At 73.3% G+C, this 26,680-nt stretch carries 28 protein-coding genes; 14 read left to right on the forward strand and 14 right to left on the reverse strand.

Annotated elements, in window-relative coordinates; translation table 11 throughout:
* Positions 1–5: 5 nt before the first annotated feature.
* The 6 genes from yicI to ACPPVO_RS38110 all read right to left on the reverse strand — a co-directional run bounded on the left by yicI (position 6) and on the right by ACPPVO_RS38110 (position 7,070).
* Positions 6–2,336, reverse strand: coding sequence for an alpha-xylosidase (yicI, locus tag ACPPVO_RS38085; protein ID WP_426503416.1), 2,331 nt, complete (start codon positions 2,334–2,336; stop codon positions 6–8).
* Positions 2,337–2,355: 19 nt separating this feature from the next.
* The gene (locus tag ACPPVO_RS38090) at positions 2,356–3,168 is read right to left on the reverse strand and encodes a carbohydrate ABC transporter permease (protein WP_360390111.1); all 813 of its coding nucleotides are present in this window, start codon (positions 3,166–3,168) and stop codon (positions 2,356–2,358) included.
* Positions 3,165–4,037, reverse strand: coding sequence for a carbohydrate ABC transporter permease (locus ACPPVO_RS38095; RefSeq protein WP_360390108.1), 873 nt, complete (start codon positions 4,035–4,037; stop codon positions 3,165–3,167). The genes ACPPVO_RS38090 and ACPPVO_RS38095 overlap by 4 nt, the downstream gene beginning before the upstream one ends.
* Complete coding sequence (locus ACPPVO_RS38100; RefSeq protein WP_426503417.1) at positions 4,037–5,344, reverse strand: extracellular solute-binding protein; 1,308 nt, start codon at positions 5,342–5,344, stop codon at positions 4,037–4,039. The genes ACPPVO_RS38095 and ACPPVO_RS38100 overlap by 1 nt, the downstream gene beginning before the upstream one ends.
* Positions 5,345–5,563: 219 nt before the next feature.
* The gene (gene lipB, locus ACPPVO_RS38105) at positions 5,564–6,190 is read right to left on the reverse strand and encodes a lipoyl(octanoyl) transferase LipB (RefSeq protein WP_426514774.1); all 627 of its coding nucleotides are present in this window, start codon (positions 6,188–6,190) and stop codon (positions 5,564–5,566) included.
* Positions 6,191–6,221: 31 nt separating this feature from the next.
* Positions 6,222–7,070, reverse strand: coding sequence for a hypothetical protein (locus ACPPVO_RS38110; protein ID WP_426503418.1), 849 nt, complete (start codon positions 7,068–7,070; stop codon positions 6,222–6,224).
* A gap of 61 nt (positions 7,071–7,131) precedes the next feature.
* On the opposite strand from ACPPVO_RS38110, the gene ACPPVO_RS38115 reads away from it, so the two are divergent.
* Genes ACPPVO_RS38115 through ACPPVO_RS38135 form a run of 5 tightly spaced genes read left to right on the forward strand, consistent with a single transcriptional unit; the run spans position 7,132 to position 12,039 of the window.
* Complete coding sequence (locus ACPPVO_RS38115) at positions 7,132–8,031, forward strand: S1C family serine protease (RefSeq protein WP_426503419.1); 900 nt, start codon at positions 7,132–7,134, stop codon at positions 8,029–8,031.
* Positions 8,032–8,071: 40 nt separating this feature from the next.
* Positions 8,072–9,061 (forward strand): AAA family ATPase, encoded by a 990-nt coding sequence (locus tag ACPPVO_RS38120; RefSeq protein WP_426503420.1) that lies wholly within the window; start codon positions 8,072–8,074, stop codon positions 9,059–9,061.
* A 46-nt stretch (positions 9,062–9,107) separates the two neighbouring features.
* The gene (locus ACPPVO_RS38125; protein ID WP_426503421.1) at positions 9,108–9,992 is read left to right on the forward strand and encodes a DUF58 domain-containing protein; all 885 of its coding nucleotides are present in this window, start codon (positions 9,108–9,110) and stop codon (positions 9,990–9,992) included.
* The gene (locus ACPPVO_RS38130) at positions 9,989–10,936 is read left to right on the forward strand and encodes a vWA domain-containing protein (protein ID WP_426503422.1); all 948 of its coding nucleotides are present in this window, start codon (positions 9,989–9,991) and stop codon (positions 10,934–10,936) included. Before ACPPVO_RS38125 ends, ACPPVO_RS38130 begins: the two co-directional genes overlap by 4 nt.
* Positions 10,936–12,039 (forward strand): VWA domain-containing protein, encoded by a 1,104-nt coding sequence (locus tag ACPPVO_RS38135; protein WP_426503423.1) that lies wholly within the window; start codon positions 10,936–10,938, stop codon positions 12,037–12,039. The genes ACPPVO_RS38130 and ACPPVO_RS38135 overlap by 1 nt, the downstream gene beginning before the upstream one ends.
* Here the strand turns inward: ACPPVO_RS38135 and ACPPVO_RS38140 are convergent.
* Positions 12,002–12,301, reverse strand: coding sequence for a PASTA domain-containing protein (locus ACPPVO_RS38140; protein WP_426503424.1), 300 nt, complete (start codon positions 12,299–12,301; stop codon positions 12,002–12,004). The genes ACPPVO_RS38135 and ACPPVO_RS38140 overlap by 38 nt on opposite strands.
* 137 nt (positions 12,302–12,438) lie before the next feature.
* Here ACPPVO_RS38140 and ACPPVO_RS38145 point away from each other — a divergent pair, with 137 nt between their 5' ends.
* Entirely contained in the window at positions 12,439–14,769 is a 2,331-nt protein-coding gene (locus ACPPVO_RS38145) for a putative bifunctional diguanylate cyclase/phosphodiesterase (protein WP_426503425.1), read from the forward strand.
* A gap of 282 nt (positions 14,770–15,051) precedes the next feature.
* On the opposite strand, the gene ACPPVO_RS38150 is transcribed toward ACPPVO_RS38145, so the two are convergent.
* The 3 genes from ACPPVO_RS38150 to ACPPVO_RS38160 all read right to left on the reverse strand — a co-directional run bounded on the left by ACPPVO_RS38150 (position 15,052) and on the right by ACPPVO_RS38160 (position 18,701).
* Entirely contained in the window at positions 15,052–15,444 is a 393-nt protein-coding gene (locus tag ACPPVO_RS38150) for a hypothetical protein (protein WP_426503426.1), read from the reverse strand.
* 79 nt (positions 15,445–15,523) lie between these two features.
* Positions 15,524–17,377: a hypothetical protein gene (locus tag ACPPVO_RS38155; RefSeq protein WP_426503427.1), complete on the reverse strand. Its 1,854-nt coding sequence runs from the start codon at positions 17,375–17,377 to the stop codon at positions 15,524–15,526.
* Positions 17,378–17,693: 316 nt separating this feature from the next.
* The gene (locus ACPPVO_RS38160) at positions 17,694–18,701 is read right to left on the reverse strand and encodes a LacI family DNA-binding transcriptional regulator (protein ID WP_360390073.1); all 1,008 of its coding nucleotides are present in this window, start codon (positions 18,699–18,701) and stop codon (positions 17,694–17,696) included.
* 194 nt (positions 18,702–18,895) lie between these two features.
* Between ACPPVO_RS38160 and ACPPVO_RS38165 the strand changes: the two genes are divergently transcribed.
* Both ACPPVO_RS38165 and ACPPVO_RS38170 read left to right on the forward strand, forming a co-directional pair.
* The gene (locus ACPPVO_RS38165; RefSeq protein ID WP_426503428.1) at positions 18,896–19,297 is read left to right on the forward strand and encodes a hypothetical protein; all 402 of its coding nucleotides are present in this window, start codon (positions 18,896–18,898) and stop codon (positions 19,295–19,297) included.
* Positions 19,279–19,497 (forward strand): hypothetical protein, encoded by a 219-nt coding sequence (locus ACPPVO_RS38170; protein WP_426503429.1) that lies wholly within the window; start codon positions 19,279–19,281, stop codon positions 19,495–19,497. The genes ACPPVO_RS38165 and ACPPVO_RS38170 overlap by 19 nt, the downstream gene beginning before the upstream one ends.
* On the opposite strand, the gene ACPPVO_RS38175 is transcribed toward ACPPVO_RS38170, so the two are convergent.
* Positions 19,494–19,835 (reverse strand): GlsB/YeaQ/YmgE family stress response membrane protein, encoded by a 342-nt coding sequence (locus tag ACPPVO_RS38175; RefSeq protein ID WP_360390065.1) that lies wholly within the window; start codon positions 19,833–19,835, stop codon positions 19,494–19,496. The genes ACPPVO_RS38170 and ACPPVO_RS38175 overlap by 4 nt on opposite strands.
* Positions 19,836–19,948: 113 nt before the next feature.
* On the opposite strand from ACPPVO_RS38175, the gene ACPPVO_RS38180 reads away from it, so the two are divergent.
* Positions 19,949–21,322: a dihydrolipoyl dehydrogenase family protein gene (locus ACPPVO_RS38180; protein WP_426503430.1), complete on the forward strand. Its 1,374-nt coding sequence runs from the start codon at positions 19,949–19,951 to the stop codon at positions 21,320–21,322.
* 168 nt (positions 21,323–21,490) lie between these two features.
* Here the strand turns inward: ACPPVO_RS38180 and ACPPVO_RS38185 are convergent, their stop codons facing one another.
* Positions 21,491–21,862 (reverse strand): VOC family protein, encoded by a 372-nt coding sequence (locus ACPPVO_RS38185; RefSeq protein WP_426503431.1) that lies wholly within the window; start codon positions 21,860–21,862, stop codon positions 21,491–21,493.
* A 37-nt stretch (positions 21,863–21,899) separates the two neighbouring features.
* Here ACPPVO_RS38185 and ACPPVO_RS38190 point away from each other — a divergent pair, with 37 nt between their 5' ends.
* The 5 genes from ACPPVO_RS38190 to ACPPVO_RS38210 all read left to right on the forward strand — a co-directional run bounded on the left by ACPPVO_RS38190 (position 21,900) and on the right by ACPPVO_RS38210 (position 24,452).
* Entirely contained in the window at positions 21,900–22,220 is a 321-nt protein-coding gene (locus ACPPVO_RS38190; protein ID WP_426503432.1) for a hypothetical protein, read from the forward strand.
* Positions 22,221–22,284: 64 nt separating this feature from the next.
* Entirely contained in the window at positions 22,285–22,728 is a 444-nt protein-coding gene (locus tag ACPPVO_RS38195) for a VOC family protein (protein ID WP_426503433.1), read from the forward strand.
* The gene (locus ACPPVO_RS38200; RefSeq protein WP_426503434.1) at positions 22,725–22,901 is read left to right on the forward strand and encodes a hypothetical protein; all 177 of its coding nucleotides are present in this window, start codon (positions 22,725–22,727) and stop codon (positions 22,899–22,901) included. The genes ACPPVO_RS38195 and ACPPVO_RS38200 overlap by 4 nt, the downstream gene beginning before the upstream one ends.
* The gene (locus ACPPVO_RS38205) at positions 22,885–23,631 is read left to right on the forward strand and encodes an inositol monophosphatase family protein (protein ID WP_426503435.1); all 747 of its coding nucleotides are present in this window, start codon (positions 22,885–22,887) and stop codon (positions 23,629–23,631) included. Before ACPPVO_RS38200 ends, ACPPVO_RS38205 begins: the two co-directional genes overlap by 17 nt.
* On the forward strand, positions 23,628–24,452 hold the full coding sequence (locus tag ACPPVO_RS38210) for a ribokinase (protein ID WP_426503436.1): 825 nt from the start codon (positions 23,628–23,630) through the stop codon (positions 24,450–24,452). The genes ACPPVO_RS38205 and ACPPVO_RS38210 overlap by 4 nt, the downstream gene beginning before the upstream one ends.
* Here ACPPVO_RS38210 and ACPPVO_RS38215 read toward each other — a convergent pair.
* Complete coding sequence (locus ACPPVO_RS38215; protein ID WP_426503437.1) at positions 24,436–25,239, reverse strand: IclR family transcriptional regulator domain-containing protein; 804 nt, start codon at positions 25,237–25,239, stop codon at positions 24,436–24,438. The two genes, ACPPVO_RS38210 and ACPPVO_RS38215, sit on opposite strands and share 17 nt — an antisense overlap.
* A gap of 11 nt (positions 25,240–25,250) precedes the next feature.
* The gene (locus ACPPVO_RS38220; protein ID WP_426503438.1) at positions 25,251–26,675 is read right to left on the reverse strand and encodes an amidohydrolase family protein; all 1,425 of its coding nucleotides are present in this window, start codon (positions 26,673–26,675) and stop codon (positions 25,251–25,253) included.
* Positions 26,676–26,680: the final 5 nt, after the last annotated feature.

Genomic DNA, 26,680 nt, shown 5'->3' on the forward strand with positions numbered 1-26,680 from the left:
CCCAGCTAATGGAGGTGCACGATCACCTGTTCCGTGCCGGCGTCCGCCTCGATGAGGACGCCGGTGGACTCTGGGCCGGCGGGAGCCAGCCGGCCGGCGTCGACGGTCGCCACCGTGGCGACGCCGGCCAGCTGCACCCGCCAGGGCGCCGCGCTCCCGCCGCGGCGCACCTCGACGACGGATCCGGTCCGGCGCACGGTGAACGTGGCGGCGGGCCGGCCCTGTGGGGTCGGGACCTCGACGGTCGTGCTCGCCCCGTCGGCGAGCTCGTAGACGCGCAGCGTCACCCCGTCGGCGTACTCGTAGTCGGGGCGGTCGTCGTGCGCCCCCAGTGCGACGACCGAGCCGGGCCGGACGAGCACCGGCAGGTCGCCGATCCCGTACCGGCGCCGGACCCAGCCCGGCCCGGTCAGCACCTCTCCGCCGCGCAGGTCCGTCCAGCGGCCCTCCGGCAGGTAGAACGTGATGTCGCCGTCGGCGCTGAACACCGGGGCGACGAGGATGGAGTCGCCGAGCATGTACTGGCGGTCGAGGTGCGAGCACGCCGGGTCGTCCGGGAACTCCAGCGCCATCGGCCGCAGGACCGGGACCCCTTCGCGGTGGGCGGTGACGGCGGCGGAGAACAGGTACGGCATGAGCCGCGCCTTGAGCCGGGTGAACTCCCCCAGCACCGCCACGGCGTCGTCGCCGAAGAGCCACGGCACCCGGTAGGACTCGTTGCCGTGCAGCCGGCTGTGCGAGGACAGCAGCCCGAACGGGATCCAGCGGATGAACACCGCCGGGTCGGGGGTGCCCTCGAAGCCGCCGATGTCGTGGCTCCAGAAGCCGAACCCGGACATCGCCAGGGACAGCCCGCCGCGCAGGCTCTCGGCCATCGACGGGAAGGTGGAGGAGCAGTCGCCGCCCCAGTGGACCGGGAACTGCTGGCCGCCGGCGGTCGCGGAGCGGGCGAAGAGCACCGCTTCGCCCTCGCCGCGGTGCTCGCGCAGCACCTCGAAGACGGCCTCGTTGTACAGGTGCGTGTAGTAGTTGTGCATGCGTACCGGGTCGGAGCCGTCGTGCCAGGCGACGTCGGTGGGGATGCGCTCGCCGAAGTCGGACTTGAACGCGTCGACGCCGAGGTCGAGCAGGGCCCGGAGCTTGCCCTGGAACCAGGCCCGGGCCTCGGGGTTGGTGAAGTCGACCAGGCCCATGCCGGCCTGCCAGCGGTCCCACTGCCAGACGTCGCCGTTGGCGTAGGTGACCAGGTACCCGGCCGCGGCGCCCTCGGCGAAGAGGGCGGAGCGCTGCGCGATGTACGGGTTGATCCACACGCAGATGTGCAGGCCCTTGGCCTTGAGCCGGGCCAGCATCCCGGCCGGGTCCGGGAACGTCTCCGGGTCCCACTCGAAGTCGCACCAGTGGAACTCGCGCATCCAGAACGTGTCGAAGTGGAACACCGACAGCGGCAGGCCGCGCTCGTGCATGCCGTCCACGATGGACGTCACGGTGGCCTCGTCGTAGTTCGTGGTGAACGACGTGGACAGCCACAGCCCGAACGACCACGCGGGCGGCAGCGCCGGGCGGCCGGTGAGCGCGGTGTACTTGCGCAGCACGTCCTTCGGCGTCGGCCCGTACACCACCAGGTACTCCAGCACCTGCCCCGGCGTGCTGAACTGGACCCGCGACACCGCCTCGGAGCCGACCTCGAACGAGACCGGGCCGGGGTCGTTGACGAACACGCCGTAGCCGCCGCTGGTGACGTAGAACGGCACGTTCTTGTACGCCTGCTCGCTGCTGGTGCCGCCGTCGGCGTTCCACACGTCGACGGTCTGGCCGTTCTTCACCAGCGGGCCGAAGCGCTCGCCGAGGCCGTAGACGGTCTCGCCGACGCCGAGCTCGAGCTGCTCGCGCAGGAAGTGGCCGTCGCCGGTGGTCAGCGCGGCCATCGCCTTGCGCGGGCTGGTGGTGAGGACCCGGCCGCCGGCCGTGAACTCCAGCCGCCACTCGTCGCCGAGGGCGAAGCGGGCCGACAGCTCGCCGGAGGTGAAGGTGGCGTGCTCCTCGTCGCGGGTCACCTTCGGCGAGGCGGCCGGGTCGGCCTCGACGCGGAAGTGCGGGCCGCGGTCGACCCCGCCGGCGTACCGGGTGATGCGTACTGCGATCACGTCCGGGGCCGGGGCCGTGCACCGCACGGTCAGCAACGGCATGTTGAGCGTGTCCCCGCGCTCCACGATGTGCTTGGCCGGCGCGTAGACCGTGAGCCGGTCGGCGCGGACCTCGACGTCGCGGACGTGCACGGGGTATTGCGGTTCGACGCCGGGGCGCAGCTGCCAGTACCCGTCGGTGAACTTCATGTGCGCTCCATCGTTGTACTCATTTGACCGCGCCCGCCGTGACGCCCCGGGTCAGGGTGCGCTGGAAGACGAGGAAGAACAGCACGGCGGGCAGGATGCCCAGCAGCGCGGACGCGCTCGTCGCGGTGGCGTCGAGGTCGTGCTCGCCCTGCAGCAGGGCGAGCGCCAGGGGCACGGTCTGGTTGCTGTTGGAGACGAGGAAGACGAGCGGGATGAACAGCTCGTTCCACGTCCAGATGAAGAAGAACGTGAACAGCACCGCGAGGGTCGGGCGGCTGACCGGGGCGACGATGCGCACGAGGGTGCGCAGCCGGCCGGCGCCGTCCATCGCGGCCGCGTCCAGCAGCTCCGGCGGGAACTCGGCCAGGACTGAGGAGAGCAGGAAGGTGCCGAACGCGCTCTGGATCGCGGTGAAGATGATGATCACCGCGAGCTGGGAGTCGTACAGGTCGACCTGGGTGGCGATGTGGTACAGCGGGTAGATGAGGCTCTCCTGCGGCAGCAGGTTCGCGACCAGGAAGGCGGCCAGGAACCAGCGGCGGCCGCGCACCCGGCCGATGCCCAGCGCGTAGGCGTTCAGCAGCGAGAAGCCGACGCCCAGCACGGCCACGGAGCCGGAGATGACGGCGCTGTTGAGCAGCGTCTGGCCGAAGTCGGCGCGGATCCAGAAGGCCTTGATGCCCGCGAACGACACGTGGGTGGGCAGGGCCAGCGGGCCGACGGCGGCGTAGTCCTGCGGCGTCTTGACCGCGTTGATCAGGATCAGCGCGAACGGCGCCAGGACGAGCAGGATGACGACGAGCAGGGCGGCGAGGACGGCGTACTTCCTCATCGCGACTGCACCCGGATGAAGGCGAACGTCAGCGCGACGATGAGCACCGCCAGGACCGTGGAGATGGCCGAGGCGTAGCCGACGTTGGCGTTCTGGAAGTAGTTCTGCCACGCGAAGTACGACGGCACCATCGTCGCGTTGCCCGGGCCCCCGCCGGTGAGCACGAAGATCTGGGCGAACACCTTCAGCGCGGCGATCGTGGTGGTGATGAGCACGACGCCGATCTCGGGCCGGATCTGGAACAGTGCGATGCGGCTGAAGCGCTGCCACCAGCCGGCCCCGTCGAGCGCGGCGGCCTCGTAGAGCTCGGGGTCGACCCGCTGCAGGCCCGCCATGAACATGACGACCGGGTAGCCGATCTGCACCCAGATCATGACGGCCATGACGGTGTACAGCGCGTAGTGCTCGTCGCCGAGCCAGTTGCGCGCCAGCGAGCCCAGCCCCACCTTGTCGAGGATGGAGTTCAGCACGCCGTAGTTCGGGTGCAGGATCCAGCCCCACACGATGCCGGTGACGGCCAGCGGCAGCACCTGGGGCAGGTAGAAGCCGGAGCGCAGCGCCCGGGCGGTGCGAGCACCCAGGCGCGGCGCGACGTAGTCGAACAACAGGGCGGCCAGGAACAGGCCGAGCAGGGTCGGCACCACCGCCATCGCGATGATCATGAACGCGATGTTCTCGAAGGACTTCCAGAACCTGTCGTCGTGCAGCAGCCGGTCGTAGTTGGCCAGGCCGGTCCAGCGTGGGGTGCCCACGCCGGACCACTCCGTGAAGCTCGTGCCCACCGTCATGAGCAGCGGTACCGCCACGACGAGCGCAACCAGGAGGAAACCCGGGACCAGGAACGGCCAGTAGCCCTTGCGTTGGGTCATCACTTGCCGACGTTCGCCAAGTTGTCGTTGTAGGGCTTGGCGATCTCGTCGAGGACCGCGTCCGGCTTGGCCGAACCGTTGATGAGCTTCTGGCCGCCGGCCACGAGCACGTCGTAGTAGCCGGGGGCCGGCCAGTCCGGGTAGAAGGCGAGGCCGTCCTGCTTCGAGATGGCCTCGTAGTTGGCGATCAGCTCCTTGCTCCTGGCATCGGTGATCTTGTCGGTCTGGGCCGCGACCGGGATGCCACCGGAGTTGCCGAGCAGGTTCTGGATCTCGGGCTTCATCGTGATGTCGATGAAGTCGTACGCCAGCTGCTTGTTCTTCGCCTTGGCCGGCACGACCCAGAGGTTGCCGCTGGAGCCCGGGTACAGCTTGCTGCCGGGGAACAGGAAGGTGCCCCACTGGAACGTGGTGGCCTCCTTGACCAGCCGGCCGTACCACCAGCTGCCGGAGATCATGATCGGGGACTTCTGCTGCTCCCAGGCCTGGCCCATGTCCTCGGCCTTGATGCCGGCCGAGTTCTTGTCGATGTAGCCCTTCGCGACCCAGTCGGCGAAGGTGTTGGCCGCGTAGGTCCACTGCGGACCGTGGAAGTCCACCTTGTTCTTGTACAGCTGGTAGTCCTCGACCCAGGAGCGGTCGGCCTTCGACAGCGCCAGCGAGTACAGGATCTGCTGGGCCGGGTATTCGGCCCCGCCCATGCTGATCGGGGTGACGCTGTTGGTCCTGAACGTCTGCATCGCGGTCTCGAGCTGCTCGAGCGTCGTCGGGACCTGGACGTTGTACTTCGCGAAGAGGTCCTTGTTGTAGTACACCATCACGTACTCGGCGTAGTTGGGCACGCCGAACCACTTGCCGCTGCCCATCACGCCGCGGGTGTCGTACCGGGCGGTGGTCGCGAGGCCCGGCGTGAGCGCCTTGCTCCAGCCGCGCTTGTCGGCCTCGGCCGAGACGTCGGTGAGCAGACCCTGCTTGGACAGCAGGCCGGCGCTCGCGTTGCCCTTGTTGTACTCCATGACGTCCGGCGCGTCGTTGGAGTTGAGGATCATGCTGGCGCTCTGCCGGATCTGCTCGAAGCTCTTCTCCTCGAACGTGACCTTGACGCCGGGGTGGGAGGCCTCGAACTGCTTGATCGCCTCGTTCCAGGCGATGCCCATGGCGCTCGTCGCGCCCTCGTAGTGCCAGAGTTTCAGGGTCTTGCCGTCGCCCTGGGCCTGGTCGTCGCCGCCGCCACAGGCGGCGAGCGAGCCGGTCAGCGCGAGTATGGCCGCTGCGGCTACAGCGGCGCTGCGGATACGCGTGAACACGTCTGCTCCTGATGTGGAGTGGGGCACGGCGGGGGTGGCGCCGTGTGCGGGTGCGCAGTCGGTCCGATGGTCGTCCGGGGGCGCTTCGCGGCTTCCGATGGGGTTTGTTCGAAATCCTGTCGAAGCGCTTCGACACGCAAACTACGAACTCCCGCGCGGCTTGTCAACAGTGGAAAACGCGGCCCCAGGTGCGCCGGGGTGCGATCAGGAAACTTCCAGCTACCGCGCGCCGAGCCGCCGGGCGACCGCGTCGCGCACCCCGGCCAGGTCCGGGACCGGCTGCCCGGTGTCCGCGGCGATCCGGCGCAGCGACGTCATCGTGACCCCGTCGAGCCGGCAGGCCACGAACCGCTCGTACACGCCGAGGTCCGAGTCGACGTTGAGGGCGAACCCGTGGCTGGTGACGCCGCCCCGGATGCGCATCCCGATCGACACGAGCTTGTGGTGCTCCGGCGTCCACACCCCGACGAGGCTGTCGGCCCCCTTGGGCGTGTCCCGCCGCACCGCCGCGAACCCGAGGTCGCCGAGCGCCTCGATGAGCGCCAGCTCGAGCCAGCGCACGACGTCGCCGGGGCCGCCCTCGCGCAGGTTCATCACCAGGTACCCGACGAGCTGCCCCGGCCCGTGGTAGGTCGCGTGCCCGCCGCGGTCGACCTCGACGACCGGCAGCGAGCCGTCCTGCGGCAGGTCGGACAGCGCGGTGTGCCGCCCGTAGGTGACGACGGCCGGGTGCGTGAGCAGGAACAGCCGGTCGGGCGCCGTGCCGGCCTGCCGCTCGGCGACCCAGCCCCGCATCGCCTCGGCCGCCTCGGCGTACTCGACCTCGCCGAGGTCCACCCGCACCATCTCCGCCACGGGTCCATTGTTCCGCGCCCGCTCAGGGGCGGGTCAGAGACACCGCACACACCTGGCGCGAGGGGCCCGGGCGGGGCGTCCACACCGCGACGCCCGTGCCCGGCAGCAGCAGCGCGGCCTCCTCCTCCGCGACCTCGTGGCCGGCCGCGACCAGCGCCTGGCGCACGTCGGCCACGGTCCGGGGCCGCGACGGCAGCAGGTTGACGCCGTCGAGCAGGACCGCCCCGGCCCGGGTCACCGTGATGCGCTCGGCGAGCCCGGCGAAGTCGTAGCCCACCGTGAGGCCCTCGTCGAAGAACGAGTCCCCGGCCGGGTACCCGACCAGGGCCACCCCGCCGTTGCGCGTCGCGCGCACCTCGTCGCGGTGGGTGCCCAGGGCCAGCGCGGTGAGGCCCTCGCCCGGCCGCACGGTGTAGGAGGTCAGCGGCGGCGCGGCCGCGGGGCCGGCGTCGAACTCCTCGATGCGGGTGCCCGCGCGGCGCGGCGCGTACGCGGTCACGATGTCGACCGCGCCGGACTCGACCGAGAGCAGCGCGGCGCCCCCGGCCACGGACCAGCCGGAGTCGTCGCGCGCGACCGGGACGCCGGCCGCGCGGAGGGCGGCGAGCACGTCGCGGGCGCGGCCGTGCAGCGGCACCCCCAGGTGGTGCACGCCGACGGGTTCGTGGATCTCGATGCAGTACAGGCCCTCGTCCGGCGAGCAGGTCAGCTGCACGCCGTCGGGGTAGTCGTCGGTGAGGTCCACCGCGTCGGGCCCGCGCCGGAAGGGCCGGCACGATCCGAGGGCGGCGCGCAGCTCCCCGCGCGGGGTGCCGAACCGCAGCGGGCCGATGCCGAGACCGGGCGCCACCCACCAGTTACGCTCCTCCATACCCTGGCACTGTAGAGCGCGCTCTTACCGTTCTCCGAGTTACCGGGGCTATCTTTGGCCCATGCGCCCAGCCGGGAAGCCCGTGCAGTGGGCCGGCCCCGAGGTGAGCTTCATCCCGGAACCCGGCCCGAAGAGCCCAGAGCCCGCCGGGAAGCCCGAGGACGCCGCCGGGCGGCCGGGCCGGGCCCCCGTGGCGCTGACCCGGCGTGACCTCGCCATCGGCGTCGGCGTGGTGGTCCTGGCGATCGCGGCGACCGGCGTGCTCGCGTTCCGGGCCGGCGGCTCCGGCGCGGCCCCCGCCGCCACCCGCCCGTCCGCGGCGGCCTCGCCGAGCGCGTCCGGCCCGCCGACGACGGCGCAGATCTACCGGGCGGTGGCCCCGTCGGTGGTGACGATCGAGACGACGCTGGGCGATGGCGGCGCCACCGGCACCGGCGTGATCGCCAATGCCCAGGGCACCATCCTGACGGCGTTCCACGTGGTCAAGGGCGGCACCGCGATCAAGGTCCGCTACGCCGACGGCACCGAGTCGGCGGCCGAGGTCTCCGGGTCCAACCCGGAGCTGGACATCGCGACGCTGACCCCGGCCGGCCTGCCCGACGTGCTCGTCCCGGCGGTCATGGGCAACTCCGGGCGGATCGCGGTCGGCAACGACGTCGTGGCCATCGGCAACCAGCTCGGGCTGACCGGCAGCACCACCACCGGGGTCATCTCCGGGCTCAACCGCACCGCGGCCAACCCCGACGGCACGAAGCTGGCCGGCCTGATCCAGTTCGACGCGGCCGTCAACCCGGGCAGCTCGGGCGGGCCGCTGGTCAACGCCAAGGGCGAGGTCATCGGGATCGTGGTCGCCCTGGCCAACCCCACCTCCGCGGGCACCTTCGTCGGCGTGGGCTTCGCGGTGCCGATCGGCGCGGCCCTGGGCTCGACCGGGCCGGGCGAGCCGGGCCCCGAGCAGTAACGGCTGAACCGGGACCGGACCAACCGAGGTAAGGAAGAGCATGGACGTACCGAACGCGACCGCCGTCGAGCAGGTGCTCTACGAGGTCCGCAAGACCATCGTCGGGCAGGACGGGCTGCTGGAGCGGCTCATGGTCGCCCTGCTCAGCCGCGGCCACATCCTCGTCGAGGGCGTCCCCGGCCTGGCCAAGACCCTCGCGGTCAAGGCCCTCGCGGCGGCCGTCGGCGGGCAGTTCCACCGGGTGCAGTTCACCCCCGACCTGGTGCCGGCCGACATCGTCGGGACGCGGGTGTACCACCAGCCCTCCGGCGAGTTCCAGGTCAGCCTCGGCCCCGTGTTCACCAACCTGCTGCTCGCCGACGAGATCAACCGGGCCCCGGCGAAGGTGCAGAGCGCCCTGCTCGAGACCATGCAGGAGCGGCAGGTCACCATCGGCCGCGAGACGCACCCCATCCCGAAGCCGTTCCTGGTCATGGCGACCCAGAACCCGATCGAGTCCGAGGGCACCTACGCGCTGCCCGAGGCCCAGGTCGACCGGTTCATGATGAAGGTCCTGGTGGGGTACCCGAGCCCGACCGAGGAGTTCGTGATCGTCGAGCGGGCCATCCTGCCGGAGGCGGTCACCCAGGCCGTCGTGGACCCCGAGCGGCTCATCGAGATGCAGCGCCAGGTCGACGAGGTGTACGTGGACCCGTCGCTCATCGAGTACTCGGTGCGGCTCACCAACGCCACCCGCAACCCGGCCGACGTCGGGCTCGGCGACCTGACCCGGTACGTCACCTTCGGCGCCAGCCCCCGCGCCTCGATCAACCTGGTGCTGGCCGCACGGGCGCTCGCGTTCATCCGCGGCCGCGACTACGTGGTGCCCGAGGACCTGCACGAGCTCGCCCCCGACGTGCTGCGCCACCGCCTGGTGCTGTCCTACGAGGCGCTCTCCGACGACGTCACCGCGGACATGGTCGTGGCCCAGGTGCTGGCGGCGGTCAACGTGCCGGCCCCCACGCCGTCCCGGAGCGTCGGCCGCTCATGAGCGGTACGGAGCGAAGCGGAGTGGCCGCTCATCAGAGGCTCAGCCCGTGACGACGGCCGCCGACCGCCTGCTGCGCCGCCTGGAGTGGCAGGTCCTGCGCCGACTCGACGGGCAGCTGCAGGGGTCGTACCGCACGGTGTTCCGCGGCACCGGGATCGACTTCGCCGACGTGCGCGAGTACACGCCCGAGGACGACGTCCGGCACATCGACTGGAACGTGACGGCCCGCCTCGACGAGCCGTTCGTGCGCCAGTACACCGAGGACCGCGAGCTCACCGCCTGGCTCGTGCTGGACCTTTCGGCCTCCATGCGGGTGGCCGGCGCCGAGTCCTCCAAGGACGGGACGCTGGCCGAGCTCGCGGTCAGCCTGGCGCGGCTGCTCACCTACGGCGGCAACCGGGTCGGGGCGATCCTCTACGACAACGCGAAACAGCTCGTGCTGCCGCCCCGCGCGGGCCGGCCCCATGTGCTGCGTATCGCCCACGAGATCGGCAAGGCCTCCGGGGGTACCCCCGAAAAGGGCGCAACCGACCTCGGCGCCATGCTGCGGCTCGCCGCCTCCACCGCCCGCCGGCGCGGTCTGGTCTTCGTCGTGTCCGACTTCATCGGCGAGGGCTGGGAGCCGGAGCTGACCCGGCTGACGTTCCGCCACGAGGTGGTCGCGATCCGGGTCGTCGACCCGGTCGAGCTCGACCTGCCCGACCTGGGGCTGGTCGTGGTCGAGGACGCCGAGACCGGCGAGCAGATCCTCGTCGACACCGGCGACCCGCAGTTCCGGCTGCGGCTGCGCGCCGAGGTCGACGCGCGCGAGGCGGGCGTGGCCGCGGCGATGCGCCGCTCGGGCGTGCGCGCGCACGTGGTCACCACCGACGAGGACCCGCTGGAGGCGCTCGTCGCCATGGTCCGCGACGCGAAGCGCAGGCGCCGATGACGTTCCAACATCCGATACTGGTGGCGGTCGCGGTGGTCGCCGCCGCCGCGCTGTTCTTCGTGTACTTCCGCGCGCACCGCCGCCGCCCCGCCGCCCTCCGGACCGGGTCGGCGCTGCGCCGGCACCTGCCCCAGGTGCTGTTCCTGACCGCGGCGGCCCTGCTGCTGCTCGCCGTCGCGCGCCCGGCGGCCACGCTGCCGGTCGCCCGTGCCGCCGGCACCGTCATCCTCGCCTTCGACGTCTCCAACAGCATGAAGGCCCAGGACGTGGCGCCGAGCCGCCTCGACGCCGCGAAGTCGGCAGCGACCGAGTTCGTCAAGGCCCAGCCGGACAGCGTGAACATCGGCATCGTCGCCTTCGACCAGGGCGCGCTCACCACCCAGCAGCCCTCCGCGGACCACGACGCCACCGCCGCCGCGATCAAGCGCCTGCAGGCCAACGGGGGCACCTCGCTGGGCCAGGCGATCCTCGCCTCGCTCACCGTGGTGGTCGGCAAGCCCGTGAGCCTGCCGGGCGAGGACGCCGGCGGGGCGGCGCCCGACATCGGGTACTTCGGCAACGCCACGATCGTGGTGCTGTCCGACGGCGAGGACACCGGCGGGCCCGACGCCCTCGCCGCGGCGAGCCTGGCCGCGAAGGCCGGGGTGCGCGTGGAGACCGTCGGCGTCGGCACCGTCGAGGGCGCGACCGTCGAGGTCGACGGCTACCAGGTGGCGACGTCGCTCAACGAGGACCTGCTCACCCAGATCGCGCAGACGACGGCCGGCAACTACCACCGGGCGGAGAACGCGCAGGCCCTGCACGACGTGTACCAGTCGCTGGACCTGCGGCTGACGACCGAGCGCAAGCCGGTCGAGCTGACCGGGGCGGCCGCGGCGATCGCCGTGCTGCTGCTCACCCTCGGGGGCATACTGATGACCACCTGGTTCGGACGGATCCTCTGATGTCGCTGACCTGGCCGTGGGCCCTGTGCATCCTGCTGGCGTTCCCGCTGCTGCTGGCCTACCGGTGGTGGAGCCGCCGCCGGCGCCGCAAGGCGGCCGTGACCCTGTCCAGCGTGGCGCTCGTGCGTGCCGCGCTGCCCGGCCGCTCCTCGTGGCGCCGGCGCATCCCCCTCGCCCTGCTGGCCGCCGGCATCCTTTTCGCCGGTACCGCCGCCGCCCGCCCCCAGGCGTCGGTGGTCGTGCCCGACGAGGCCGCGACGATCCTGCTGGCCGTCGACGTCTCCGGGTCGATGTGCTCCACCGACGTCGACCCCAACCGGCTGAGCGCGGCGCAGAAGGCGGCCAAGGAGTTCATCGCCGGCCACGAGGGCGGGGCGAAGATCGGCCTGGTCGCCTTCTCCGGCACCGCGGGCCTGCTGGTGCCGCCGACCACCGAGAAGGACAAGCTCACCAAGGCGATCGACGGCCTGCGCACCTCCCGCGGTACCGCCATCGGCCTGGCCATCCTCGCCTCGATCGACGCCATCGCCGAGATCAACCCCGACGTCCCCCCGACCGGCGTGGAAGTGCCCGACAACGGCGGCGCCAAAGGCGCGGACAGCGGCGACTACGAGCCCGACACGATCGTCGTGCTCACCGACGGGCGCAACACCGACGGCGTGGACCCCATCACCGCCGCCGAGCAGGCCGCGGCCCGCCGCCTGCGCGTCTACACCATCGGCTTCGGCACCGACCAGCCCTCGCCGATGGTGTGCTCCAGCAACCAGATCGCCGGGGACCAGAGCTTCCGGGGCGGTCCGGGCGGCGGGGGCTTCGGCTTCGGCGGGCGCGGCCGGTTCCAGGACATGGACGAGGAGACGCTGACCAAGGTCGCGGAGATGACCGGGGCCAAGTACTTCAAGGCCGACAACGCCAAGGCCCTCGGCGACGTCCTGCGCGACCTGCCCAGCCAGGTGACCCTGCAGCACAAGAAGACCGAGATCAGCGTGTGGTTCGCCCTCGCGGGCGCGCTGCTCGTGCTCGCCGCCGTGGCCCTGGCCCAGTGGTGGGCGCGGCCGCGACCGGCTACGGGCAGCCCTTCTCCGGAGCCGCGCCGATCGTGATCAGGACCCGGGTGCCCAGCGGGACGATCCGGCCGCCCGCGGGGTCCTGGGCCAGCACGACGTCGATGTTCGCGCAGTCCACGGCGGTGTCGGCAGCGACGCCGAGGCCCGCCGTCTTGAGGGTCTTCACCGCGTCCCGGTCGTTCAGGCCGACCACGTCGGGGACCTTGACCCGCAGGTCGGGCGGGGCCGGCGCCGCCAGGGCGGGAGTGGCCACGAACACGAGGGCGGCCCCGAAGGCCGCCGCGATCAGTTTCTTCATGCCGGTGAGTCTGGGGACCGGCCCTGAGGCCGCGCTGACATCGACGAGTGCCGCCTTGACGCGGGGCTGATGCGCCGGGTCTGAACGGAACGTTCGGGTGAGATCCGGTACGCAACCGGCACGATATTCTTCCCAGCGTGACGCGGGAGGCCCGGCGCTATGTGCTCGCCGCCGCCGTGGTGGCCGCCCTCGGCACCGTGTGGTGCGTGGCGTACCTGACCGTCGGCGCCGGCACCGAGGCGATCGCGTACGCCTTCGCGCCCCTCGGCGGCGTGTTCGCCACCGCGGCCGTCCACCGCCTCCTGGGCGCCGGGGGCCTGCCGCCGGTCGCGCGCCGGTTCTGGCGCACCATGCTCGCCGCGGTCGTGCTCATCTCGTTCGGGTACGCCTGGTTCGCCGCCGACATCCTGGTGCACTACCGCGAGGCCAGCACCCGTTCCATGCCCCTGGCGGCCGCCGCCTGCGCCGCGATCGGGTTCCTCATCGCCATCTGGGCCATGATCCGCGTGCCCGTCGTCCCCGCCCAGGGCGTCGAGTGGTGGCGGATGCTGCTGGACCGCGCCATCGGCTTCCTCGGCTGCGCGGTCGTGCTGTGGTACGCCGGGCTGGCCCCCATGATCGACGCGGCCGACCCGTGGAGCCCGCAGGCCATGGTGCTCACCGGCCTCGGGCTGCTCGTCGCGGTCGGCGCGGCCACGAAGGTGTCCTACGTCGCCGGCGGGCCCGTCGACCGCGACGCGATCCGGCTCATGGCGGCCGCCGGCGGCGTCACCGCCGCGATCGTCACCGTGATCGCGGTGCGGCTCGGCCCGGCCGGCAGCGTGCCCGCCCAGGCCATCGTGATGCCGCTGACCCCGCTGCTGGCCACCCTCGCCGTCCTGGCCCAGGTGCGCGCCGACCTCGGGCTGCGCCGCGCCCCGGGCCGCGGCGGCGTGGTGCTGCCCTATCTCGCCGTCGCCGCGGCCGACGTGCCGCTCGTCGCCGTGGCGCTCGGTGCGCCGCTGAGCTGGCCCAGCCGCGTGGTCCTGCTCGCCGCGGTGCTGGTCACGGTGCTCGTCACGCTGCGGCAGTACCTCGCGTTCCGGGAGAACGTCCGGCTGCTGCACAGCACGCGGGTGCAGGAGGAGCGGCTGCAGTACGAGGTCAGCCACGACGGGCTCACCGGCCTGGCCAACCGCGCGCTGTTCCGCGACCGGCTCGCCGCCGCCCTGGCCGCGGCCGAGCCCGCCCACGTGCTGCTGGTCGACCTCGACGACTTCAAGACGGTCAACGACCTGCTCGGCCACGGCGTCGGCGACGAGCTGCTCGTCTCCGTCGCCCGGCTGCTGCGCGCCGAGGCCGGCCCGCACGGGCTGCCGGTGCGCGTCGGCGGCGACGAGTTCGCGGTGCTGCTCACCGGGGCCGAGCCCGAGGCCCTCGCCGCCCGCCTGCTCGCCGCGCTCGACCAGCCGCTCAGCGGGCACCGCCTGCTCGTGCAGGCCAGCATCGGCATCGCGGCCGCCGGGCCCGGCGCGACCGTCGACTCGGTGCTGCGCGACGCCGACGTCGCCATGTACACGGCCAAGCAGCGGGGCAAGGCCGGGTTCGTGCGGTACGTCGACGGCATGGGCGAGCCGGTGCTGGCCCACATGCAGCTGGGCGGCGAGCTGCGCCGGGCGCTGGACCACGACGAGTTCCGCGTGGTGTACCAGCCGATCCTGCGCCTCGAGGACCGCCGCGTCGTCGGCGTGGAGGCCCTCGTGCGCTGGCAGCACCCGACCCGCGGCACGATCGGGCCGGCCGAGTTCATCCCGGCCGCCGAGCGCACCGGACTCATCGTGCCGCTGGGCCGGTTCGTGCTGCGCGAGACCTGCCGGCAGGCCGCCCGCTGGCGCGCCGAGTTCGGCCCCGGCGCCCTGCTCGATGCCGGCCTCAACGTCTCCGCGCGCCAGCTGCACGACCCCGACTTCGTCGCCGACGTGACCGCCGCCCTGGCCGACACCGGCCTGCCGTGCGAGCACCTGGTGCTGGAGGTGACCGAGTCGGCGGTACTGCGCGGCCAGCAGGTCTCGCGCACGCTGCACGAGCTCGACCGCCTCGGCGTCCGGCTCGCCCTCGACGACTTCGGCACCGGCGAGTCGTCGCTGAGCCTGCTGCGCGCCTTCCCGGCCGCGATCGTCAAGCTCGACAAGTCGTTCGTGGACGGCATCGAGATCGACGACGGGCAGCCCGCGGCCGCCGACGCCCGCCAGGCCGTGGCCCGCGCGGTGATCCAGCTGGCCCGCGCCCTCGGCCTCGACACCGTCGCCGAGGGCGTGGAGAGCGCCGAGCAGGTGGTAGCCCTGCGCGAGCTGGGCTACACCCTCGGGCAGGGCTACCACCTGGCCGAGCCGCTCACCGCCGACGGCATGTCGCGCCTGCTCGCCCGCCAGCAGCCGGCGGCCGGCGATCAATCAACTCCGGCCCGGGCCCTGTCCGGAATTGATTGATCGGCGGCCGCGCCGCTCCCACCACGCCGGCCGGGCCGGTAGCAATGACCTTGGGCGGCCACCCGGCCGCCGGGACAGCGGGAACTGATGCGCAACGCAATCGGGCGGCCGTGCTCGCCACTGTGGCGCTGGCGGGGATCGCGGCCACCGCGGCACCGGCGAGGCCGCAAAACCGGGGGGATGTCCGGCGTTGACCGGAATTGATTGATAAGTCTCCGGACCCGCGGCGACCTGCCGCGACCTACGCGGGCCGGGCGTGAAAACCGGATCAAAATCCGGACATCAGCCGCCGTTCACCGCAGACCACCCGATGAACACGAGCAGCAGGGCGGGCACCAGCAGCCCGTAGGCGGCGGTGCGGTCGAGCAGCGGCTTGCCGGGGTCGAGCGTGTGCTCGTTGCGCGCGGCCGAGGGCTCCGGCAGCCCCGCGACCCGCCCGCGGCGCGCCGTGTTGAGCACGAGCACGCCCGCGGCGGCGAACACCGAAAGCAGCCCCCACCAGCCGCGCAGCAGCGTGTCGGCGCTCATGTCGCGGTAGGCGGCCAGCCCGCAGTCCCGGCAGAACGGCCCGTCGACCCGCGAGAACCGCATCAACACGACCATGCCCCGGTGCCCGTGGAACCGCACGTCGGCGGCGGGCATCCGATGGCAGATCCGGCAGGACAATTCGGACATGACGCGTTCAGCTCCGTTGGGCTCGCGGACGGGGGCGGCGCACACGGTACCCGATCGTGCGCCACCCCGTGGCCCCGGATCAGTGCTGCTTCGTCAGCGTGACCTGCCCGACCGGGGTCGGGTTCAGCAGGCTGATCGAGGTGCCCTTGTTGCCCCACGTGTTGTTGGCGACCTCGGCGCTCTTCTCGGCCTTCGCCTGGTCGAACACCGCGTTCGTCAGCCGGTCGAGGCGCACCGTCCACGTCGAGTTGATGCCCTCGGCGGCGGTGGAGCCGAGGCGGACGGTGTACGTCTGCTTCGACATGCCCTTGCGCAGGTCGAGCTTGTTGTCGAGGTAGCAGCGGCCGCCCACGCAGACGGACAGCACCAGCACCGTGTCGGTCGCCCCGGCGTCCTCCGGCGCGATCGTGAACTGCGCGTCGACCGGCCACGGGACCGCGCTGCCGTCCAGCGGCGAGACGATCGCGGTGACCGGCGGCGGCCCGGTCGGCGACGGCGAGGCCGACGGCGACGGGGACGCGCTCGCGGAGGGCGGGTCCGACACGACGGACGGCGTGCTCTTGGGGCGCAGCACGTAGAACGCGGCGCCGGCGGCGGCCAGGACCGCCACGATGCCGACCACGGCGACGACCAGGGGCCAGCGGCGGCGCTTGGCGTTGACGTCGCCCAGCGGCGGGACGACCGGCGGCACCTCGGTGTGGTGCGGGGCCGGCGGCTGGTGCGGGGCCGGCGGCTGGTGCGGGGCCGGCGGCGCCGAGGCGGGTACGCCCGACACCGGGTACCCCGACACCGGATACCCGGACACCGGGTGGCCCGAGACCGGCACGCCCGACACCGGGGGGCCGGACACCGGGGGGAGCGCGAACGGGTTCGGCGGCAGGCCCGGCGGGCCGGACACCGGGGGGCCCGACACGGGCGGGGCCGACACCGGAGGCGTCGCGAACGGTGACGGGGGCAGGGGCGGGCCCGAGACCGGCGGGCCCGCGAACGGGGAACCGGCGGGGGGCGGGGGTGGCATTGGCGGCGCGGACACGGGGGGCAGGGGCAGCTGCGGCATCGGCGGGAACTGCGGCGGCCCGGACACGGGGGGCTGGCCCGGGAACTGGGGCTGGCCCGGTCCCGGCGGCTGACCCTGGTATGGGGGCTGGCCCGGCCCCGTCGGCGGCTGGCCCGGCACGGGCGGCTGACCGAACACGGGGGGACCGGACACCGGCGGACGCGGCCCGGGCGGACCCGAAACCGGCGGGCCCGGCACCGACGGAGGACCCGAAACCGGATGACCCGGGATCGGCTGGCCCGGCACCGGCGGCTGACCGAACACGGGCGGGCCCGAAACCGGATGACCCGGGATCGGCTGACCCGGCACCGGCGGCTGGCCCGGCGGCATCGGGGCCGGCATGGGCGGCGGCCCGGTCAGCGGCGGGCCCGGTACCACCGGCACGGGGTACATGGGGCCGCCCGGCTCCAGGCGCACCGTCGGCGCGTCGTCCTCCAGCGCCGCCGCGCCGGGGTCCTGGGCCGTGATCTGGCGCGCGTGCACGACCGCCGGGTGGCCGGGGCCGAGCGCGGCCGGGCCGAAGCGGGCGACCCGCGCGAAGTGGGTTTTCGCCACGTACCGGTTGTTCAGCTCGGTCGCGACGACCGCGAGGTCGTGGGAGAGCAGCACGGCCAGCGGGTCGGTGTCGCCGCGCTGGCCGGCGGACTCCACCGCCTCCTCCAGCACGCGCCGCGCCATCATGGGGTCGCCCGCACGCGTGTGCAGGGCGGCGAGCTGGCGCATGGTGGCCAGCAGTTCGGGGTCGCCGTCGGCCAGGCCCGGGCGGCCGGCGGCTACAGCGCGTTCGAGCACCGCCCGCGCACCCGCGACGTCGCCGGAGTCGGCGAGCGCCTGGGCGTCGTGACGGGCTTGCGGGAGGGCAGCTGACGCGGACACGACGACATGTTGCACTCCCGCGGCGCACTGTGCCAACCCGGGTTCGTGCGGGCCGCGGACGAACCGGCGCCCGCAGTGATGAAGGTCGCTGCCGACAACCCCGCGAGCTGCGGACTACGCGCGGGCCACGGACAACCCCGCTCCGGGAAACCTAGGGGCTGTGTCGAAGTGGATGGCCGGGCTGCGGCGGACTCAGACGCCGTCTGGAACCACGCCGGTCACACCCCGATACAACCCCGGTATCGGGGCGCGCCCGGCGCGGCCCCAGCCGACGCCTGAGCCTCGCCTCGCTCCGACCCCCACTTCGACACAGCCCCTAGGCCCCCACCGGCCCCGCGCTGTCGCGCGGGATCAGCACCGGCGACACCAGGGTCGCGTCGGGGACCGCGCGCCCGCCGAGCTTCGCCGCCACCAGCTCCACCGCCCGCCGCCCGATCTCCTCGGCGGGGATGCCGACCGACGTGAGGCGGGGCTTGGAGCGCTCGGCGAGGTCGTCCGGCCCGATGGCCACCACTGACACGTCGTGCGGGACCGAGCGGCCGAGCGCGGCGAAGGCGTCCAGCAGCAGCGGTACCGCCGGCTCGTTGTGCACCACGACCGCCGAGAGGTCCGGGTGCCGGGCCAGCAGCGACTCCGCCACGGCCTGCACGGCGTCCGGCGACGGCTCGCACGGCACCGTCGAGCCGGTCAGGCCCCGGCGGCGCAGCGCCTCGTGGAAGCCGTCCGCGGTACGGCGGGCGAAGCCGAGCCCGCGCTCGTACACCTCCGGCGGCGAACCGATCAGGGCCACGCACCGGTGCCCGAGGTCGGCGAGATGGTCCACGCAGGCCGCGCCGGCCGCCGCGAAGTCGAGGTCGATACAGGTCAGGCCGGTGCCGTCGGCCGGGAAGCCGATGAGCACGGACGGGCGGCCGAGGGTGCGCAGCCGGGGCAGGCGCGGGTCGTGCTCCTCGATGTCCATGACGATGAGCCCGTCGGCGAGGGAGCTCGCGGCGACCCGCTCCAGGCCCTTCTCCCCCTCGTCCTGGGTGAGCAGCAGCACGTCGTGGTCGTAGCGGCGCGCCGCGGTCACCACCGAAATCACGAACTGCATGAGGATCGGCACGTACAGTCCGGTGTACAGCGGCATGATGAGGGCGATGACGTTGGAGCGGTTGCTCGCCAGGGCGCGGGCGCCCGCGTGCGGGTGGTAGCCGAGCACCTCGATGGCGGCCAGGACGCGGGTCCGGGTCTCCTCCGAGATGGTCCGCTTGCCGCTCAGGACATACGAGACGGTGCTCGGGGAGACTCCCGCCTGCTTCGCCACGTCGCCGATCGTTGCCATGGCGCACACGGTAGCCGGTCGCGCACCACGCGTCCCGCACGGCAGGCACCCGGTCGATCACCGTCCGGCCGCCCGCTCGCCCCCGCAGGGTTTTTGGCGGTTCAGGGGAATCGGCGAGCCATGTCCGTTTTCATGCACCTTCCACCTGGGAACCAAATCACTACAGAAGCGCACCGCGATGACGATGGCCAGGCGTGGGCCTGTTGTCGCGTTCTCAACCCGTCGCCCGGCCGGAGCCGGTGCCGCGGGACGTCGAGGCGCTCGAGGAACTCGTCACCGCGCTGAGCGGCGCGTCGGACGAGGCGAGCACCTGGCGGATCACCGTGGAGTCGCTGGTGCGCTCCTACGACTACCACTACGGCGCCGTCTGGCTGCCCACCGGGCCCGGGGGCGTGCTCGAGGTCGCCCACGAGACCGGCCCGATCGCCGACCGGCTGCGGGCGGCGCCGACGGGGCTCGTCGCGCGGGCGCAGCAGACCCGGCAGCCGATCTACCACGGCGACCTGGCCGAGGTGCGGGACTGCCCGCGCGCGGCCGAGGCCGGGCGGGCCGGGATGGTCGCGGCGGCGGCTTCGCGGTGGTCGCGAGCGAGGTGAAGGACCTGGCCCGCGAGACCGCGTCGGCGACCCAGATGGTCGCGGAGCAGATCGCCGGGATTCAGGACAGCGCCCGCTCGGTCTCGTCGGGCATCCACACCACGAGCGACACCATCGGCCAGATGGACACGGTCCAGTCCCCCATCACCGCGATCCTGGAGGACCAGGCCCACCTGGCCCGGCTGCTCAACGAGCGTTAGCGGTCGTAGTCGTACCGGTCGTGATGGTGGTGGCGCCGGTCGTGGTCGTCCGAGCGGAAGGCGCTGGTCAGCGCGGCCGCGAGCCCGACCCCGACGACGGCGATGCCGACCTGCACGCCGATGACCAGCCAGTCGTACCCGTGGCCGGCGACCGTGAAGTGCTTGTCGCTGTGCAGGTTCCAGCGGTCCGCGGCCCAGGTGCCGGCCACCGCGGCGGCCATGCCGATGACGGTGGTCAGGATGATGCCGATCGACTGGCGGCCGGGCAGGATGATACGCGCCACGATGCCGATGACGGCGCCGAAGACGATGGCGGCCAGGTAGTCCTGAAAGTGCACCGGGTGCCTCCCACCCTAGAGGAGCTGACCCCCGCATTGTTCCGCCCCGGCGCAACCCCGCCCCTCCCGCGTACGGTCGTAGGTACATGCCCGAACGAAGGGGAGTCCGTGTGATGCAGGAACGCAGCTTCGACGTCGTGATCGTCGGGGCCGGGCCGGGCGGGGAGGTCGCGGCCGGGCGGCTCGCCGAGGCCGGGCTCGACGTGGCGATCGTGGAGGACCGCAAGGTCGGCGGGGAGTGCTCGTACTGGGCCTGTATCCCGTCCAAGGCCCTGCTGCGCCCGGGCGAGCTGCTCGCCGAGGTGCGCCGGGTGCCGGGGGTGCGCGAGGCGGTCACCGGGCCGCTCGACGCCGCCGAGGTGCTGCGCCGCCGTGACGAGCTGATCGGCAACCTCGACGACGCCGGGCAGCTGCCGTGGCTGGAGGAGCGCGGCATCACCCTCTTCCGCGGGCGTGGTCGCCTCGACGGGGAGAAGCGGGTGGTCGTCGGCGACACCGCGCTTGTCGCGCGCAAGGCGGTCATCCTCGCGGGCGGGACCGCGCCGTCCATGCCGCCGATCGAGGGGCTGGCCGAGGCGCGGCCGTGGACCAACCGGGAGGCGACGACGGCGAAGACGCTGCCGGGGCGGCTGGTGGTGCTCGGCGGCGGGGTGGTCGGGACGGAGCTCAGCCAGGCCTACGCCTCCCTGGGCACGAAGGTGACGCTGATCGAGGGCGAGCGGCGGCTGCTGCCCCGCGAGGAGGAGTTCGCGTGTGAGCAGGTGACGGCGTCGCTGACCGAGCAGGGGGTCGACATCCGCACCGCGCAGAAGGCGACGTCGGTACGCCGGGACGGCGACACGGTCGTCGTGAACCTCGGCGACGGCGGCACCGCGACCGGCGACGAGCTGCTCGTGGCGACCGGGCGGGTGCCGGAGACGGCGGGGCTCGGGCTGGAGTCGGTGGGGCTCACGACGGGCAGGTACGTGACGGTCGACGAGGACACCAGGGTGCCGGACAAGGACTGGCTGTACGTCATCGGCGACCTCAACGGCCGGGCCCTGTTCACGCACATGGCCAAGTACCAGGCCGCGCTCGCCACCGGGCACATCCTGGGCCGGCCGATGGCCGCGACCCACCTCGGCGACGGCCCCGGCGCCCCGCGCGTCATCTTCACCGACCCGCAGGTCGCCGCGGTCGGGCACACCGCCGAGTCGGCCCGGGCGGCGGGCATCAGCGTGCGCGTCGTGGACCTGCCGACCTCGGGCAACGCCGGCGGCTCGTACTACGGCAACGGCGCCCGCGGCACGAGCCGGTTCGTCATCGACGAGGAGCGCCAGGTCATCGTCGGGGCGACGATCACCGGCTCGGAGGTCGCCGACTTCCTGCACGCGGCGACGATCGCGGTGGTGGGCGAGGTGCCGCTGAGCCGCCTGCGGCACGCGATCCCGGCGTTCCCGACCCGCAGCGAGATCTGGCTGTACCTCTTCAACGCCCTCGGTCTCTAGGCTTTAGGGGCTGTATCGAAGTGGGGGTCGGAGCGAGGCGAGGCTCAGGCGTCGGCTGGGGCCGCGCCGGGCGCGCCCCGATACCGGGGTTGTATCGGGGTGTGACCGCTACGGTTCCCGGCGGCGTCTGAGACCGCCGCAGCCCGGCCATCCACTTCGATACAGCCCCTACCCGGGCCGGCCGATCTCCCACTCGTGGCCGAACGGGTCCACGATCCGCCCGACCAGCCAGCCGTGCTCGGGCGCGACCGCCGACGTGGCGGTCGCGCCCGCGGCCACGGCGCGCGCGTGCACGGCCTCGGGGTCGTCGACGACGAGCAGGACGCGCCCGGTGGTGCCGCCGGCCGCGGGCGGGCTGAGCCGGCGCCGGCCCGCGTCGGCCTGCACCACCCAGAAGACCGCGCCGCCGACATCGAGCTGGGCGACGACGTCCTCGCCATCGCCGACGCGGTGCAGTACCCGCGCACCGAACGCGGCGGCGTAGAACTCGACCGCCGTGGCCGCGCCGTCGACCCACAGCTCCGGCTGGATGCTCGCCATCGGGCCACTGTAGCCAGCCGTCGATAGGATCGGGGCCATGTTCCTGCGCCCGCTCGGCGACGGCGAGCACCGCATCACCCCCGACGACGCCCTCGTCCTGCGCGACGGCGAGGGGCCGGCGCTCGTGGCGTACCGGCCGGTGTGGGCCGGCCCCGGGGTGAGGGCCGTGCGCCTGGACCGCTGCGGCGAGGAGTGGCGGGACCGCACCTGGCGCTGCCTGTACCTCGCCCTCGACAAGGTCGAACGGGCCGGCCTCGGGCGCCGGACCCGGCCGGTCGTCCAGGGCGTCACGGTCGACATCGCCCACCTGCGGCCGCCGGAGCCGCCGGTCGACTTCGGCTACGGCTACGCCGAGTGAGCCGCGGGGCCGGATCCGGGGTGATCCGGGGGCCCCGGCCGGCCGGGCGCGGGATCGTTGCGGGGTGGACTTCAAACTCGAGGTAGTGGTGATCCCCGTCGCCGACGTCGACCGGGCCAAGAACTTCTACGCCGGGCTGGGCTGGCGCCTGGACGCGGACTTCCCGGGATCCGACGGGCTGCGCGTGGTACAGCTGACGCCGCCCGGATCCGAGTGCTCGGTCATCTTCGGCGACCGGCTCACCACCGCCGCGCCCGGCTCCGTGCAGGGGCTGCACCTCGTGGTCAAGGACATCGAGAAGGCCCGGGCCGAACTCGCCGAGCGCGGGGTCGACATCAGCGAGCCGTTCCACGACGCCGGCGGGGTCTTCCACCACGCCGGCGACGAGGCGCGGGTGCCGGGCCCGGACCCGGACCGCGGCGACTACGGCTCGTTCGCGTCCTTCCGCGACCCGGACGGCAACGGCTGGGTGCTGCAGGAGATCAAGGTCCGGGCGCCGGGCCGGTGATCCGCTTCGACACCGCCGAGGACCTCGCCGCGGCCCTGCGCCGCGCGGCCGAGGCGCACGGCGTGCACGAGCAGGAGCTCGGGCACTACGACGAGGGGTGGCCGGACTGGTACGCGGCCTTCATGCTGCGCGATCCCGTGACCGTACACTCACCGGATGCCGAACGATCATGAACTCGCCGTGACCGCCGCCGAGGCGGGCGCCGCCGTGGTGCGGGCCCGCTTCGGCGCCGAGCTCGCCCGGTTCGACAAGGGCGCCGGCGACTTCGCGACCGCCGCCGATCTGGAGGCCGAGGCGGCGATCCTCGGTGTGCTGCGCGCGGCCCGCCCCGGCGACGCGGTCACCGGCGAGGAGAGCGGCCGCACCGGCCCCGCGGACGCGGCGCGCGCCTGGCTCGTCGACCCCCTCTGCGGCACGCTGAACTTCGCCTCGGGCGCGATGAACGTGGCGGTCAACGTGGCCCTGCGCGCGGCGGGCCGCACCGTCGCCGCGGCGGTCGCCGATCCGTTCTCCCATCGGGTGTACTCCACGCAGGGCCCCCTGGCCCCGTCCGCGCACACGGCCCTCGTGGACCTGAACCTGGACCCGCCGTTCCCGAACCAGCGGATCGCGCGCCTGCTCACGAACCCGGCGTTCGAGGCCCGGTTCCGCCCGCGGGTCCTGTCCACCACGCTCGCCCTGGCGTGGGTCGCGACCGGCCAGCGCGCGGCGTACCTCACCGACGGCGACGTACGCGCCAGCGTGCACTTCGCGGCCGGGATCGCCCTGTGCGAGGCCGCCGGCTGCGTGGTGACCGACCTGCGCGGCGCCCCGGTCGAGTCGGGCGCGAACGGCCTGATCGCGGCCGCGGACGCGCGGACGCACGCGGCGCTGCTCGCGCTCACGTACCATCCGGTGCCATGAGCGTGGTGGTCGTGGGAGCGGTCAACAACGACCTGGTCGTGCGCGTGCCCCGCATCGCCGCGCCCGGCTCGACAGTCGTCGCGACCGCCTCCTCGACCGGCCCGGGCGGCAAGGGCGGCAACCAGGCCGCCGCGGTCGCCCGCCTGGGCGGCGCGTGCACCCTCATCGCCCGCGTGGGCCCCGACTTCGACCCGGCCTCACTGTCCTCTGTGGACCTGTCGGGCCTGGCCCGGGACAGCGCCCCGACGGGCCTGGCCGTGGTGCTGGTCGACGAGGCCGGCGAGAACGCCATCACGGTGGTACCGGGCGCGAACGCCCGCCTCTCCCCCGCCGACATCCCGGCCCTGACCGGCTCGGGCGTGCTGCTGGCGAGCCTGGAAGTGCCGCTCGACGCCGTGCTGGCGGCCGCCCGGTCCGGCTGGCGTTTCGTGCTCAACCCGGCTCCGGCGGTACCGCTGCCGCCGGAACTGCTGTCCCGGGTGGACGTTCTGGTGCCGAACGAGCACGAGCTGGCCGTGCTGGGCGCCCCGGCCGACCTCCTGGCCGCGGGCGCCGGCGCCGTGGTGGTGACCCTGGGCGCCGCGGGCTGCCGCATCCACCGCGCGTCCGGAACCGTCGACGTCCCGGGCCACCGCGTGGCCACGGTGGACACCACGGGCGCGGGCGACGCCTTCTGCGCGACGCTGGCGTGGGCCCTGGACACCGGCCGCGACCTGGACGAGGCCGCACGCCTGGCCTGCGCCGCGGGCGCGCTGGCCACAACGGCGGTCGGCGCGCGGGCCGCCCTGCCCACGGCCGCCGAGGTCACCGCGCTTCGATAGCCAGCGGGACCGCGTCGAGCAGGGACCAGTCGTGGCTGATGTCCGCCGCGGCGCGCAGCAGTAGCGGCAGGTGGTGCTCCAGCAGGTGCTCGACCGTCGTCTCGGCCGCGTGGACCGTCACGTTCAGGGCGGCCACCACCCGCCCGTCGCCGTTGCGCACGCCCGTGGCCACCGAGCGGATGCCCGGGGCCAGGTCCTGGTCGGCCAGGGCCCAGCCCTTCGTGCGGACCTCGCGCAGGGCCGCGTCCAGCTCCTCGCGCGGCGGGCGCCAGCGCGGCGTGATGCCCGAGCGGGTCGGCTCGGCCAGCAGGGCGGTCAGCTCGGCCGGCGTGAGGGCGGCGAGCAGGACCTTGCCCATCGAGGTGGCCGGGGCCGGGAAGCGGGTGCCGATGGTGACGGCCAGGGTGACGATCTTCGGCACCGCGACGCGCGCGACGTACACGATGTCGGAGCCGTCGAGCTGGGCCAGGGACGTCGACTCGCCCGTCGCGGCGACCAGGCGCTGCATGTGCGGGCGGGCGACGTCCCAGATCGACAGGGCGTTGACGTACGCCATGCCGAGCTCCAGCACCCGCGGGGTGAGCGCGAAGCCGCGCTCACCCGACGAGCGGACGTAGCCGAGCTCCTCCAGGGTGAGCAGGATCCGCCGGGCGGTGGGGCGGGCCAGGCCGGTGGCGGTGGCGACCTCGCTCAGGGTCATCACCGGCCGGCCCGGCCGGAAGCAGCGCACCACGTCCAGACCGCGCGCGAGAGCCTCGATGAAGTCCGGTCCCGCTTCGCGTGGCATGAAGACCCTTCCTACTGCTTCCGTTGCGCCGAGCCGGCGTCGTAGTCGGTGTACGTGTACGGATTGTCCGTCACCTTGGTCTCCGGAACGTCGGGATTCATGCCCTTCTCCCAGGCGTCGCGGCCCATGGTGGCGATGAGGTGCTCGACGGTCGCCTCGACGTCGGCGCGGGCCTTCGCGAGATCGGCGCCGACCAGCCGGTGCTCGTGCTTCACCACGCGGCCGTTCACCACGACGGTGTGCACGTCGCCGCGCTGGGCCTGGAAGGCGACGTGACCGTACGCGTTGAGGATCGGGAACATCACCGGGCTCGCGTCGTTCTTCAGCAGTACGACATCCGCCTTCTTGCCCGTCTCCAGGCTGCCGATCCGGTCGTCGAGGCCGAGGGCCTTGCTGCCGCCCCGGGTCGCCCAGTCCACGACCTGCTCGGCGCGCAGGTGCACGTGGGTGACGGTCTCGGCGCGCTCGTGGGCCTGCAGGTGCTCGCGGGAGCGGTCGGCGCCGAGCGTGGTGCGCATGGCCGAGAACAGGTCGCCGCTCCACCACACGCTGGTGTCCATCGACAGCGAGACCGGGATCTCGTGGTCGCGCAGCGCCCAGGTGGGCGGGTACCCCTGCCCGGCGCTCTGCTCGCTCTCCGTCGACACCGAGACGCTGCCCCCGGTCGCGGCGATGCGGTGGTACGAGTCGTCCGTCAGCGTCGCCGCGTGCACGTAGATCGTCTGCGGGGTCATGAAGCCGTGCTCGTGCATGAGCCGGATGCCGTCGTCGTTCGTCGCGCCCCAGACGCCGGCGTGGGTGGTGACGGGCACGCCCAGGTCGCGGGCGACCTCGAAGGCGGCCTTCTCGGGGAAGGCCGGGTCGCCGGTGACGTCGAAGGCCATCTGGAAGCCCAGCAGGTCCGAGCCGGTGATGCGGCGGGTGACGAAGTCGCGGAACTCGGGCGCGGCCGACCACTGCCACGGGCCCTGCTGGATGTTGCCGTACGCGAGCACGAACCGCCCCGGCACCGACTCCAGCGCGTCCACGGCGGCGTCGGCGTGCTCGGTGGTCTGCAGGCCGTGCGACCAGTCGACGGTCGTCGTGACGCCGGCGTCGAGGGCCTCCCAGGCCGCGAGCACGTTGCCGGCGTGGATGTCCTGCGGGCGGAAGTGCTTGCCCGACTCGAGGTAGTACCAGACGAAGTACTGGGTGAGGGTCCAGTCGGCGCCGTAGCCGCGCATCGCGGTCTGCCACATGTGGCGGTGCGTGTCGACCATGCCGGGCATGAGGATGCCGCCGGTCGCGTCGATCTCCTGCGCGCCGGGCGGGGCGGTGAGCCCGACGCCGATCTCGGCGATGCGCTCGTCGACGATCAGGACGTCGGTGCCGGGAAGAACGGTGTGTGTGTCGTCCATGGTGAGGACCAGGGCGTTGCGGAAGACGACTGCGCCCATCGCGG

Origin of the sequence: Dactylosporangium sp. McL0621, assembly GCF_049995355.1 — a bacterium.
GTDB lineage: Bacteria > Actinomycetota > Actinomycetes > Mycobacteriales > Micromonosporaceae > Dactylosporangium.